This window comes from Brevibacterium sp. LAARM2_SD2 (assembly GCF_057364785.1).
The window spans coordinates 84,386-97,897 of the sequence record NZ_JBNFOM010000014.1; the positions used below are offsets into that span (position 1 = coordinate 84,386).

At 67.2% G+C, this 13,512-nt stretch carries 11 protein-coding genes, 1 pseudogene and 1 riboswitch; of the genes and pseudogenes, 9 read left to right on the top strand and 3 right to left on the bottom strand.

Features of this window, described 5'->3' with window-relative positions:
• The first annotated feature begins 29 nt into the window (after positions 1-29).
• From AC2W7K_RS10620 to AC2W7K_RS10630, 3 genes are all read left to right on the top strand, one after another.
• Entirely contained in the window at positions 30-425 is a 396-nt protein-coding gene (locus AC2W7K_RS10620) for an acyl-CoA thioesterase (RefSeq protein WP_198500349.1), read from the top strand.
• Positions 426-1,081: 656 nt separating this feature from the next.
• Entirely contained in the window at positions 1,082-3,652 is a 2,571-nt protein-coding gene (locus tag AC2W7K_RS10625) for an HNH endonuclease signature motif containing protein (RefSeq protein ID WP_211978323.1), read from the top strand.
• An 83-nt stretch (positions 3,653-3,735) separates the two neighbouring features.
• Positions 3,736-4,137, top strand: a complete 402-nt coding sequence (locus AC2W7K_RS10630) for a VOC family protein (protein ID WP_198500347.1) — start codon at positions 3,736-3,738, stop codon at positions 4,135-4,137.
• A gap of 29 nt (positions 4,138-4,166) precedes the next feature.
• Here AC2W7K_RS10630 and AC2W7K_RS10635 read toward each other — a convergent pair whose 3' ends face one another.
• Positions 4,167-4,505, bottom strand: a complete 339-nt coding sequence (locus AC2W7K_RS10635) for a helix-turn-helix domain-containing protein (RefSeq protein ID WP_486006128.1) — start codon at positions 4,503-4,505, stop codon at positions 4,167-4,169.
• Between the two features lie 717 nt (positions 4,506-5,222).
• Between AC2W7K_RS10635 and AC2W7K_RS10640 the strand changes: the two genes are divergently transcribed.
• From AC2W7K_RS10640 to erm, 6 genes and pseudogenes are all read left to right on the top strand, one after another.
• Positions 5,223-5,912 carry an HAD domain-containing protein gene (locus AC2W7K_RS10640; protein ID WP_198500345.1) on the top strand — a complete coding sequence of 230 codons (690 nt, stop codon included), beginning with the start codon at positions 5,223-5,225 and terminating at the stop codon, positions 5,910-5,912.
• Between the two features lie 166 nt (positions 5,913-6,078).
• Positions 6,079-6,729, top strand: a complete 651-nt coding sequence (locus AC2W7K_RS10645; RefSeq protein ID WP_486006129.1) for a glutamate racemase — start codon at positions 6,079-6,081, stop codon at positions 6,727-6,729.
• Positions 6,730-6,895: 166 nt separating this feature from the next.
• Positions 6,896-8,086: a slipin family protein gene (locus AC2W7K_RS10650; protein ID WP_249120940.1), complete on the top strand. Its 1,191-nt coding sequence runs from the start codon at positions 6,896-6,898 to the stop codon at positions 8,084-8,086.
• A 63-nt stretch (positions 8,087-8,149) separates the two neighbouring features.
• The gene (locus tag AC2W7K_RS10655) at positions 8,150-8,746 is read left to right on the top strand and encodes an HdeD family acid-resistance protein (protein ID WP_198500343.1); all 597 of its coding nucleotides are present in this window, start codon (positions 8,150-8,152) and stop codon (positions 8,744-8,746) included.
• Positions 8,747-8,772: 26 nt separating this feature from the next.
• Complete coding sequence (locus AC2W7K_RS10660; protein ID WP_211978324.1) at positions 8,773-9,231, top strand: VOC family protein; 459 nt, start codon at positions 8,773-8,775, stop codon at positions 9,229-9,231.
• A gap of 428 nt (positions 9,232-9,659) precedes the next feature.
• A pseudogene (gene erm, locus AC2W7K_RS10665) lies at positions 9,660-10,412 on the top strand (23S ribosomal RNA methyltransferase Erm); the annotation flags it as partial.
• Between the two features lie 398 nt (positions 10,413-10,810).
• Here the strand turns inward: erm and AC2W7K_RS10670 are convergent.
• Together AC2W7K_RS10670 and AC2W7K_RS10675 are read right to left on the bottom strand one after the other, a co-directional pair.
• Positions 10,811-12,547 (bottom strand): thiamine pyrophosphate-dependent enzyme, encoded by a 1,737-nt coding sequence (locus AC2W7K_RS10670; protein WP_232623808.1) that lies wholly within the window; start codon positions 12,545-12,547, stop codon positions 10,811-10,813.
• Between the two features lie 118 nt (positions 12,548-12,665).
• A riboswitch (SAM riboswitch) is annotated at positions 12,666-12,776 on the top strand.
• A gap of 543 nt (positions 12,777-13,319) precedes the next feature.
• A partial coding sequence (locus AC2W7K_RS10675; protein ID WP_486006130.1) for a hypothetical protein occupies positions 13,320-13,512 on the bottom strand: 193 nt, incomplete at its 5' end.

Sequence of the window (13,512 nt, forward strand, 5' to 3'; positions counted from 1 at the left end):
CGTGCCCGACAGGAACGGAAGGGGTGGCCGTGAGGACGTTCGAGTACTCTCCCGAGGTGCGGTGGTCCGATCAGGATCTGCTCGGCCACGTCAACAATGCCCGGATGATCACACTCATCGAGGAGTGCCGGGTCCGCTGGATGCACCACGTCAGGGCATCGCACATCACCTCGGGCGGACTGCTCGTCGCCCACCAGTCGATCGACTACCTCGTGCCCGTCATGTACGGCCCGGAGCTCAAGCTCACCGCCGTGGTCAAGAAGATCGGAAACTCGTCGTTCACGATCAGCACCCGCGGCGACCAGAGCGGACGGAAGGTCTTCGACTCCGACGTCGTCCTCGTCCACATCGACCGCGAGACCGGCCGGCCCACTCCCCTCACCGACGAGGTCCGCGCCGTCTTCGAGCCCTACCTCGCGGAGTAGGGCAGCGGCTTCGCTGCACTTGCGCGGGCGGGGCAGGGTTGCGGCTGCGCGGTACAGAGTTGCAGGTGCGGGGAGCTGCAGCGCGGCTGCGCGGAGCGGCGGCCCTGCGGGGCAACGCGGAACGGCGGCGATCGCGCGGAACGGCGGCCCTGCGGGGCAACGCGGAATGGCGGCCTTGCGGAGCATTGCCGCGCCCGCGCGAATCAGCGGGCCAGAACTGCCACGAGGGACCGATGCGCTCGGCCCTCGACGAGCCGACGCGACGCACCGCGAGCAGAGTGAACACGAGCAGGGCAGCTGAATCGAGTGCGGGCCTTCGGCCGACGCATTGAGGGATCCCTGCTCAGGAGGAATCCGCTGCCCCTGCTCGCTCCCGCTCGCACTCTCATCAGGCTCGCCTAAGAGGCCTCACAATCACGGCACAGCCCCCGGATCGGCTCGCACGCTGCCACGTTCTCACGGCGCCACACACGATCGCTGAGCACACCTTCACAGCACCTCACGACGATGATTTTCGCGCCTGAAAATCACTGAGCACAACGAAACGAATGAATCTTCCGTTCGAACGAGTTTCGAACTACCCATTGACATCGGATGTGACGTGAACTACACTATTGTCATCAGCCACGCTGACGTGGGAAGACAGGTGAAACCCAGTGACCGACACAATCGCATCCGCTCCTTCCGGGGACACGCCTGGCCCTCTTCCGGCCCGTGTCGACATCGACGCCTCCTCCCCCTACGCCGCGGCCTTCACCGTCTACGCCGCCAGCGACCAGGCCCAACTCGCCGCGCTCGAGACCACCGCCAGCCTCTTCCTCACCGACACGATCACCCACCTCAATCTCCTCAATCCCCGTCCCGGCACCCCCTACGAACACGCCGCCTTCACCGAGACCGTCCGCCGCTTCGCCCGAGCTCAGGGCTGCACTGCCGACTGGGTCACCGACGACGAGACCGACAGCGACGCTGACACCGGTGACGGAGAAGCCGCTCTCGGTGGTGGCGATGATGCTCCCGGTGGTCGGAACGATGCTGCCGGTGGCACCGGCGTCCTCAGCACTGACGACCGTCCCGCAACCGGTGTACCCTCCGCTGCCGGCGCACCACCTTCTCCCGATGCGCCCGCGACAACCGACCCCGATAGCGCGGGCAAGGTCGGCACCGACTCGCAGGCCAGTTCGGCAGACGACTCCACCCCGGACCCGCAGGCCCAGGAGCCCACGTCACCAGCGCTGCCCGGATTTCCCCGCTTCGCCCCCGACCGCACCTTCAACGCCTGGGTCCACACCTACTCCCACGCCGAAGACATCGCCGAACTCACCGCTATCCGCGGCACCACCATCGCGCACACCTACAGCCACGTCACCGACGCCATGACCCTCATCCACGGCCTCCCGAAATTCCACGCTCGTTGCCAAGCCGGAGACTTCACCATCGAGCACGCCCTGGCAGCGACCCGCCTCTGCGGCAACGTCGCCTTCCGCCACCTGCCCCTCATCGACGACTACCTGTGCCACCGCCGCCCCGACGTGACCATCCAAACTTTCAGGAAGTCACTGTCCCTGAAGATCAACGTCATCGAACCGGCAGACGACCGCACCCAGACCGCCCATCAGCGCCGACGAGTGTCACTGACCACCCACGACGACGGCACCGCATGCCTGATGCTCACCGGATCCGCCCTCGAACTCCACGCCTGCTACCTGCGCATCGAAGCCTTCGCCAAAGCCATCCGCGCCGGCAACACCACCGCATTCGCCGACCAACTGCCTGAAGACTCCGTCATCGAGGACGTCCGCAGCATCGATGCCCTCATGTTCGACATCCTCACCAGCACCACCCCGCGCCTGAACCTGACCATCCGCGCCCACGACACCGACACCGGAGCCACCGCGGACCGCAGCATTCCTCTCGACCTCGACACCGCCGCCACGATGGACGACATCGCCACCGCCATCACCGCTGCCGCCGACGCAGCAGGCCTGCCCCACCACGAGGTTCCTCCCGGCAACGCCGGCCCGACAGACGACACCACCGCCGAGGCGGTCGCCGCCGCCACTGAGACAGCACCCACCGAGGATGCCGAAGTCGGTTTGAGTCATTCGGACGATCATGCCACGGCATCAGCACCAAAAATCTCCGCGATAGCTGGCCACGACGGCAACACATCCGACGAAGAGTCGCCACCGCCGCCGCGGTCACCGAGTGCCGCGCTGCGGGCGGCTCTGACCCGCATCACCGACGCCGGACTCGACGACCAGGGCCGATCTCTGTTCTCCCTCACCCTCGAAGCGCCCACCAGCCCCTACTGGATGGCCATGCAAGCACGCATGCTCATCTCCGTGCCCTGCACCACCCTCTCCGGCCACAGCAATCTGCCCGGCACCCTGCCCGACGGCACCCCTCTGCCCGCTGACCAAGCCCGACTCATCGCCGGGACCTGCCGTACCTGGACCAGAATCCTCACCGATCCCGCCACCGGCACCCCCATCAACGCGAAAGCCAAGACGTACCACATCCCCACACCCGTGAGAACGACGCTGGCCGCGCAATGGCAATGGTGCACTGTGCCCGGATGCCGTCGCCGTGCCGCGACCGCGGAAATCGACCACATCGACCCGTTCAATCACGACAACCCGGACGACGGTGGCCTGACCGTCTTCGGCAATCTCCACCCCCTCTGCAAACAGCACCACCAGCAGAAGACCGACCGGCTCCTCACCGTGCAAATGAGCACCCCGGGGATCGCCGAGTACACATTCGCCCACGGCACCCGCGTCACCGCACGCCCAGGGGACAACCCTGTCAACGTCGAGAACGCACGCCTCATCAACACCCTCACCAGCAGCACCGGCACCACCAGCAGCGCCAGCGATCACCCCGTCACTGTCAGCCGCCCCGATGTTTCCGACACGAACAGCCTCGCCGGAGACCCGGACGACCCATTCACAAGCAGTCCCGGCATGAGCAGTCCCGGCATGAGCAGTCCCGGCGTGAGCAACCTCGATGACGATCTCGATGTTCCCGGCATCCCACCACTGGTCGTTGACCCACCAGATTCAACGCCGCCCCATGGCGAAGTGCGCACCGGACCCGAATGCCCAGGGCCGGCAGGTGGCGAGGACGGGACCCCGGGGTGGATGCCACGAGCAGGCGGCATCCGATGGAAGAACCCCGCGAAACAGGAATGGGTCTGGGACAACGGCGAACCCCCACCCTTCTGAACCGCTGCCTCGAATCTGGTTCACCCCGAACATGGCCGAATCATTCATGCCCAGCCAGGCGCCTCGGCCCTAGCGTTGTCGGTATGAAACTCGACGCCATCTCCATCGTGACAGCAGACATGGCCAAGGCACTGGCCTTCTATCAGGCTCTCGGCCTCAACCTCGTCGACGGAAGTTCGGAAGCACCGCACTCCGAGCTCTCGACTGGCGGCCTCCGTGTCCTCCTCGACACCGAAGAGGTCATGCTCGGAATCGACCCCCAGTGGACGTGGCCCACCGGCGGCCACAAGATGTCACTCGCCTTCGACTGCTCCACCGCCGAGGCCGTCGATGCGACATTCGCCCAGCTCACCGAGGGCAGCGACGACGGCGACCCGGTGGCCGCAGTCGTCAAGGAACCCTGGGACGCCTTCTGGGGACAGCGCTACGCCGTGATCTCCGACCCCGACGGGAACACCATCGACCTCTTCGCAGCGCAGAACTGAATCCCACGCACTGACCTGAACTCAGGCTCTCACCGACCCAGCAGCGAGCGCTCATCCCGCCAGAAGTGGGAGGCATCGGCATAACCGGCACGGACCGCCGCGCTCGTGCGCGTGTGGCCCGCATCCAGGAGTTCGCGGGCAGTCCTCCACCGCAGGATCTTCGCGAGATGCTTCGGCCCATACCCGAACCACGCTCCTGAGAGCCGCCGCAGCTGCCGCGGGGAATAGGCGAAGTCGGCGGCCACCTCGGCGATCGTCGATGCCGGCGCCTCCGGAGAGAAAGCGAGGGCAGTCGCCAAGTCGAGCGGGCGCCGATCGATCTCCGTGCCGCGGACGAGTGCTTCGCCTAGTCGGACGAGCCTCTCCACGCTCTCTCCGAACACCGCAGCCTGCGTGCCCCCGTCGCCACCCGGCAACCCGCGGTCATTCCAGAGACCTGACGCACCGTCGACCCACGTTCGAGCCACCTCGGCGAGAGTGCTCGACGTGGGCGCGGCGGACATCATCGGACCGGTACCGCGCGATCCCGATGTCAACGGCCTCAGACGGACGACGTCTCCGAGCGGGGTGACGCGGTCAGCGAGTTCCGCGGCCGAAATCGTCAGCAGCTGCGGCAGAACGCCGGAATCGAAGCGCAGACCAACCGCGGGGTTCCGCGCAGGAGCAATTCGGCGAGCGGTGGAATCTGCACCTGCGATGACGATTCCGGAGTCGAGGGCGATGAGATCCATGCACCCATCGGGGACGATGACATCGGCCGTGACGCCGTCCTCGCCATGGTCCGACGCCGTTGTCCCGGTCGCCGTTGTCCCGTTCTCCGCCACCGATCGGTCAATCCCATCGGACAACAAAGGACGCCTTCCCACATCAGGGCCGGACACCCACAGCACCGCACGGAGTCGCGGGATCCTCACCTCGCGATACATGCCAGCTCGTCTCGGTGCACGGCGCCCCGACTTCCTCAGTCCTCAGCTTCGAACGGTATTCTGATTGGGATCAAAGATTCCGGATCAGATGACAGAATCTTGATCCGATCACAGACCTGCCGCCAGGCTACCGGGTCGCCCTCGACACAGGAAGGAACGATGGCAGCTGCATCATCGTCGCCGGTCTCGGCGCGTCGGCAGGCCCGCCACGTCACCGTTTTCCTCGATGTCGACGGAGTGCTCAACTCCTACCCCGTGCCGGCGCTGCGCCTCATGACCGAAGGGCGCAAGAAGCTCCAGGCGTGGGACTACGAACTCCACTACCGACCGTCGGTCATCGCCTTCTTCGATCGCCTCGTCGAGACCCATGAGGTCGACATCGTCTGGCTCTCGACGTGGTCGCAGCGCTGCAAGACCGAGCTCGAACCGAAGTTCGGGATGCGCAACTCCTTCGACGTCATCGAGATGCCCGACGACACCCACAACCGCTACGCCAACGACCCGCAGCTGTGGTGGAAGGCGCGGGCGATGGAGGACTGGCTCGACACCCACGAACCGCAGAAGGCCGTGTGGGTCGACGACGATCTCGCCGCCCCGACGACACGGCGGTACTTCGTCGACCGCTACTCCTCCGACCGCCTGAAGATCATCGCCCCCGAGTTCGCCCAAGGGCTCACCCGCGCCCACCTCAAGGAGATCAAGGACTTCGCGCACCCCCGCACGCAGCCGATCGTCCGCGAGGACTCGAACATCCGCGAGGACCAGAGCGACAACGACACTGCCGCAGAGGCGGACGCTCCCTCCCGCGGCGATGCCCCCACCGATTCCGCCGCGAAAGAGGAATCATGACGCGCATCGGACTGCTCGACTCAGGTCTCGGGCTCCTCGGAACCGCCGACGCTCTCTTCAGCCTCGCCCCGCAGGCCGACCTCGTCCTCGCCATGGACCCCGATTTCACCCCCTACGCAGCCTCAGCGCGCAGACCCTCGAAGAGCGGGCCCTCGCCTCGGCGGCGGTGCTCGCCGACTGGGAACCCGACGCGATCGTCATCGCCTGCAACACCGCCTCGGTGCAGGCCCTCGACGCGGTCCGGGCCCGTTACGAACCGACGATTCCCGTCATCGGAACCGTGCCCGCCGTGAAGATGGCGGCCGGCACCGGCGAGGACTTCGCCATCTGGGCGACCCCGGCAACGACCGGCAGCGCCTATCAGCAGGACCTCATCGACTCCTTCGCCGGCGACCTCACGGTGGCGAAGATCGCCTGCCCCGGACTCGCCGAGGCGATCAACGACGCGGACATGCCGACGATCGACGCCGCCATCGACGCGGCTCTGGCCCAGATGGACCCCGGCACCGAGGCGATCGTCCTCGGGTGCACGCACTACGGACTCGTCGCCGACCGGATCATGGCCGCCCGCGCCGGCATCACCCTCTTCGACTCCCCCGTGCCCGTGGCCAAGCAGACGCTGCGCCGCCTCGGCGTCGAGACCGCCACGGCACAGATCCCCATCGTGACCGCCGACGGTCAGGTGGGAGCGGAACCCGAGGTCCGCCTCGGCGAGATCATCGCGACCTATGCCTCGGGACGGCGCATCCGCCTCCCCGAGTCCCTGGCCGCCTACCCAGCAGGGCGTCGTCTCCTCGCCCGCGAAGCCGCTGCCTGACTCCGCCCCCGCTGCCTGACTCCGCACCTCTGCGTGAGCGGCGGATTCACGTCACCGCCGAATCTTCACACCTGTCGACAATCCGCCGGGCATTGTAGATGAGATGGGTTCATCTGACCAGAGCGGTGCTACCGTTGAAAGGACCAGCAAGCGTCGCAAGGGGGCGATGACGATGTTGTTCCTCTACATCCTTCTCGGACTGGTCGCCGTCGGAGCCATCACGCTCGGCAACAGCCTCAAGATCGTCAAACAGTACGAACGCGGCGTGGTCTTCCGCTTCGGCCGCGTCACCAGCGATGCGCGGGATCCCGGGCTCACCGCGATCATCCCGTTCGTCGATCACCTGCAGAAAGTCAGCCTGCAGATCATCACGATGCCGATCCCCGCACAGGACGGCATCACCCGCGACAACGTCACCGTCCGCGTCGACGCCGTCATCTACTTCAAAGTGGTCGACCCGCGCCGCGCGATCGTCGACGTCGAGGACTACCGGCTCGCCGTCGGTCAGGTCGCCCAGACCTCGCTGCGGTCGATCATCGGCCAGAGCGAACTCGACGACCTGCTGACGAACCGCGAACGCCTCAACCAGGGTCTGGCGATCATGATCGACAGCCCCGCCGTCGACTGGGGCATCCACATCGATCGCGTCGAGATCAAGGACGTCGCCCTGCCCGAGGCGATGAAGCGCTCGATGTCCCGGCAGGCCGAAGCCGAACGCGAACGCCGCTCGCGCATCATCGTCGCCGACGGCGAACTCCAGGCGTCGAACAAACTCGCCCAGGCCGCGAGCGCGATGTCGGAAACGCCCTCAGCCCTCCAGCTGCGGCTCCTGCAGACGATCGTCGAAGTCGCCTCCGAGCGGAACTCGACACTCGTCCTGCCGTTCCCCGTCGAACTGCTCCGCTTCCTCGAATCGAACTCACCGAGGCCGGCGGACCGTCAGAGCCGTGCCGCCGACAGCGCGGACGGCTCGGACCACTCGGCTGACTCAGACGCACCGGTCGCTGAGCGCGTCCGTGAGGCGATCGACACCGCAGCGGGTGACCATGACCGGCTCACCGGGCTGACCGGCACCCGCGACATCACCATCGCCGAGTTCATGAAGACGACCGGCTACTCCCTCGAGGAGCTCGACAGCATGGTCCGCGCACTGTCGCAGTCGGTGCGCTCCGACGCCGGCGACGAGGACGGGCAGGATCACGAGGCACAGAGCGCAGACGAGCCGACCGCCTCGGCGGACACACCTGCACCTCCCGCCCAGGCACCGTGCTTCGGACCGGCCGTCGGCTCCGAACCCACACCGCCGCCCGTCGTCGGCTGGGACTCGGTGACGAGGGACCACCGCCAGCCGACGTGACCGAGACCGTCCCGGATTCCCAGCGTTCAGACTCCTTCCATCCCCGCTGACTACGCTTGGTCCATGGACCTCAAACGCACCGGAACCGCCGTCATCGTCAATGGCGTCATCGCCCTCGCCGTCGGAGTCCTCATGATGGTCTGGCCCGGCGCGACCGCCGAGGTGGTCGCCCGGATCTTCGCCTGCTGGGTCGCGCTCATCGCGATCACCTCGCTCGTCCTCGCCCCGCGCGGCACCCGCGGCGGCGGTCGCATCCTGCGGACGATCCTCATGCTCGCCTTCGCCGTCATCGTCTTCCTCGCCCCGATGCTCTTCGCCGCCGTCGTCACCGTCCTCGCGGGCCTGACGATCATCGCCGTGAGCACCTTCGGCATCGGCATCTCCGTCTTCGTGCGCCAGCTCGGCGTGCGTGCGTGGTGGCTGCTGACGATCATCAGCGTCGTCGGCATCGTCATCGGCGGCTTCTTCCTCTTCGCCCCCGAGGCCGGCATCGCCGCCCTCGTCGTCACCCTCTCGATCTTCATCGCCCTCGTCGGCATCGCCCTCGTCTGGCTCGGCTGGCGCCTGCGGAAACTCGAAGCCCGCATCGCCGCCGACCCGCACATCAACCGCCGAGGCGACGGCGGCGGAGAGATCATCAGCGGCGAAGTCATCGAATGACTCCCTCAGCGACAGGACCCTCACCGATGTCGGACATCCAGCAGCTCGCCCCGTTCCTCATGTTCCAGAACGGCCGCGCCGAGGAGGCCCTGAACTTCTACATCGACCTCTTCGGCGGTGAGCTCCTCATGATCGACCGGTACGGGCCGGAGACTCCCGGCATGGCCGGCAAGGTGCGGCTCGCGCGGTTCGCGATCGCCGACGAGCAGATCGCCATCATCGACAGCTCGGTCCGGCACGGCTTCGACTTCACCCCGTCGACGTCCCTGTTCTACCGCGTGACCTCGCAGACCGAGCTCGACCGACTGTGGACCGGCCTCCTCGGCGAGGAGGGGCGCGCGCTCATGCCGCTCGGGGACTACGGATTCGGGCCCTTCGGGTGGCTCAACGACCGGTACGGGGTGTCGTGGCAGCTCAACCTCGTCGCACCGGATCCGGACGCCGACGGCCGCGAGGCCGGTACCGGTCCCGACGCTGCGGAATGATCGCGACCGCCGGCCACCTCGGCGATCACCCTGGCCCCCGTGCGCGGACCTGTGCTAGCTTGATGACCATGGGTACATTGATTCGCTGCGCAGTGACTGCGTCCGGCATCGCCTACATCCGTGACCGCCGCGCCTGACAGCGCGCACGTTCCTCACCTCCTCCGGTCGTTCGACCGAGTCCGCCGCTGAGCCCGGCTCAGGGCCCGACTCCCCGCCGACCTCGCCGAGGCGGTCCCTCGTGACTGTCCCCGACAGCCACACCGTCAGGAACTCCCGATCCATCGGATCGGTTCGTCACCGATAACGCTGCTGCGCGCTGTCCTCCCGGAAGACCATCGGCATCCGGGCCTCCGCTGAACCGCTGTCACCAGCGACGACGCAGCGCGCAGCCTTGGGTGCTCTCCATTCCACTTCTGGAGCGCCACATCATGCGACCCCATTCCCAGGCAGGCGGCCGACACGAACTCGGCCAGAACTTCCTGCATTCACGCCAGACCATCGCCACGATCGCGGGCCTCGCCCGGGCCACCAGCGGTTCGATCCTCGAGATCGGACCCGGGGCCGGAGCGGTCACTGCGGAGCTCGACCGGCTCGGCCGACCGCTCACGCTCGTGGAGATCGACGAAACGAGGATTGAGACCCTTGCCCACCGTTTCCCCCGCGCCCGCGTCAGGCACGCCGATGCTCTGAGCACCGACCTCGACGCCGAGGTGGTCGTCGGCAACCTGCCCTTCCACCTCACGACGCCCATCCTCCGGCGCCTGCTCCGTGCCCGCACGTGGCAGTCGGCGATCCTGCTCACGCAGTGGGAGGTCGCGCGCAAGCGCGCCGGGATCGGCGGATCGACGATGATGACCGCGCAGTGGAGTCCGTGGTTCGACTTCCGCCTCATCACCCGCGTGCCCGCGCACGCGTTCACCCCCAGACCGAGCGTCGACGGCGGCCTGCTCACCGTCGAACGCCTCGCGACCGGACTGGTCCCGCACCGGGATCGGGCCTCCTACCAGCAGTTCGTCCGAGCGGCCTTCACCGGTCGCGGACGCGGAATGAAAGGGATCCTCACGCACATGAAGCTCACCGATCGACCCCACCTGCAATCGACCATGGACCGCAACGACATCAGAGGAGACGCCTTGCCACGCGAACTCACCCCCGCACAGTGGGCCGGACTCTATACGGCGCTGGCCGCTGACAGGACCACCACGCCGACGACGGCACAAGGAAAGGAAGAGACAATGCAGAAGAAGAACGGCAGCGGAGCGAAGAAGCCCGCAGACCAGAAATCCCTCGCCGAGGCGGTCGCGGAGTCCGCCCCGATCACCGGATCCCAGCCGGTGATCACCGGGGAGATGCCCATTGTCGGCGCCGAGGCGCCGGCTCGGCTCGAGGCTCCGATCCCCGGTGCCGACAACTCGGCGAAGAGCCATGACAAGGCTCATCTCCAGGCCGAGCGCGGCTACATGCCCCAGCACGGCAAGAGGTCCCAGCCGCAGCCGCGCTGGAACCTGCCGCGCCGCCAGGGGTGAGCCGACCCTGCGGGTCCATCCGGATCGGGTGGACCCGCAGGGCTGTTCCGCCCTCACAGCAGCCTGATGTTGTCCTTCGCCTCGTCCCACAGCTCGGGGATCTCCCCGCGGAGGGCCCGCTTGAAGACGCTGAGAGTGAACTTGCCGACGAGGTCAGCGTTGATGGTCGACGGCAGGGCGAGCGCGCGCTTGTCGACGACGACATCGACGACGACCGGTCCGTCCTTGTGGGCGAGCGCCTCGGCGATCTGGTCGCGCAGGCGCGCGGGGTCCTCGCAGCGGATGCCCTTGACGCCGAATCCCTCGGCGATCGCCGCATAGTTCGCGGCCGGGAACTCGGTGCCCCAGGGTCGGAACCCGGCCTCCTGCTGTTCGATGTTGACGAAGTCGAGCTCCTCGTTGTTGAGGATGACGTGGACGATCGGCGACCTGTGCTGGCGCTCGGTGAGCAGGTCGCCGAGGCCGAGCATCGAGAACCCGCCGTCCCCGCAGAGGGCGACGACCTGCCGTCCGGGCAGCGCCTTGGTCGCCCCGAACGCATACGGCGAGGCGTCGGCCATCGACGCCCATGAGTACGACCCGAACTGGAACCGATCACCGCCGAAGCTCATCTGGTGGGCGACCCAGATCACCGAGGTGCCGGTGTCGGCGGTGACGATCGCATCGTCGTCGAGGAGGTCGTCGAGCACGGACGCGAGGTATTCGGGTCGGATCGGCGAGCGCTTCTCGCCCCCGTCGACGTAGTGGCGCAGGCGCTTCCGCCAGCTCTCGGTGACGTGCTGTGCGGTGCGGAGGAACTCGTCGTTTCGCTTCGGCTCGATGAGCGGGAGGAGCTTCTCGAGGAAGACGCCGACGTCGGCGGGGATCGCCAGCTCGAGTGCCACTCGACGACCCAGGTGGGAGGGGGTGTTGTCGACCTGGACGATCGCCGCGTGACCGCGGTCGAGGAAGTCGGGGAACGGGAAGTCGGCCCCGAGCATGAGCATGACATCGGCGTGCTTGATGCAGTCGGCCGCCGCCCCGTATCCGAGCAGGCCGGTCATGCCGACGGCGTTGGGATTGTCGGCCTCGAGCCAGTTCTTGCCCTTGAGCGTGAAGCCGACGGGCGCCTTGGCCTTGTCGGAGAGCTGCTTGACGAGGTCGACGGCCCCGGCCGTGCCGTTGCCGCCGAAGAGGAAGACCCGGTCGTGGCCGTTGATGAGATCGGCGACGGCCTGGACGTCCTCGTCGTGCGGGGTGAGGACAGAACCGCGGGAAGAGGCGTAGACCGCGGGCTCTGCGAGCGGCGACTTCGCATGGGCGACGTCACCGGGCAGGGCGATGACCGTGGGACCGTGCTCCTCGGTGGCGACGGTGATCGCCTGCTGGAAGACCGCGCGCGCCTGGGTCGGGTTGACGACGCGACCGGTGTAGAGCGAGGCCGTGCGGAACAGGTCGTACGGACTGACCTCCTCGATCGCCTCGGTGTCGATGATGTTCGTCTCGACGTCACCGGCGATCGCGATGACCGGGGCCATCTCATGGAAGGCGTCGAGCAGGCCGTTGAGGAGGTGGGTGACACCGGGGCCTGCCGTGCCGCAGACGACGACGGGACCGTCACTGAGCTGGGCGTCCGCCGAGGCGGCGAACGTGCCCCACTCCTCGTGTCGGACGTGGATGAACTCGATCTCCGGGTGTCGGGCGAGTGCATCGATCGTCGGATTGAGTGCGTCCCCGACGATTCCGTAGCATCGCTTCACGCCGGCCTGGATGAGCATGTGCCATAGGTCGTCAGCCACTGTTCGCGCCATGATCTGTCCCTCACTTTCGACGTTGTCTTCGAGCCTAGTCCTGATTTTCGAACTTCTGAAGAGGGTTGTCGGTGAGTGACCTGACCGTGACAGTGGGGTGGGATAGCATCGGTATCACGTTCGCGAGCTGTGGCCAACGGTACCTGGCCGGCCACACGGCAACCCGTCATCGACCGGGTGCCCCAGGGGAAGAACGGGCCCGCGCCGCACGGCAGGGCAAGACTCGATCCGGGTGGCCCGTCACCCGAGAAAGGCCGCACAATGCTGCCAGAACGCCATGACATGTGGACCGACTTCTCCCCGCAGGACGCTCTGCACTGGTGCCGAGTCCTCATTCGCCATTCGCCTGATCCTCGTCCGGCGGGGATCAAAGCGGTGATGTGGACGACTCTCGAAGAGGGTCGACCCCTGGGAGTTCCCGCGTGGGTGACAGTTGCGACCGCCGCTCGAGACGACGGATTCACGCCGGTCCTCTACGAATCGCTGTTCCGAACCTTCACATCGATCGAGGCCAGCGCGTTCACGTCGCACCCGCACCGTCGCCAGGTCACGCACCCACGATCTTTGCCGGGCACTCCGTATGAGTCAGTGCTGTGGCAGCCGTGGCCGCGGCTCGTCCTCGACGAAGAGTTCTCTCCGCGAGATGCCACGACTCTGTGTCTGCTCTATGGGGAGCGGCTGTTCCCTCACCGCAGGGGCTGATCGCCGCCATACCTTCCGCAGTGCCTCGGCGCCGTCTTCGAGTACGTGCCGGAATCCTGAGGGGGCGCGCTCAGGCCAGATACACCGCCGAGGCGGCGGCTGCGTCGATGACGGAGGTGCCGGCGGCGCCGATGACGGCGATCTCGACGTCCCGCCCGCGGCCGCGCGTCTGACGACGACGGTCGAGCCGGGGCGCACGCGCGCCTCGGCGAGGGTCGCGGAGCAGCCTCGGGGTCGGCGCTCGGGAGGACCGGCAGGACCCT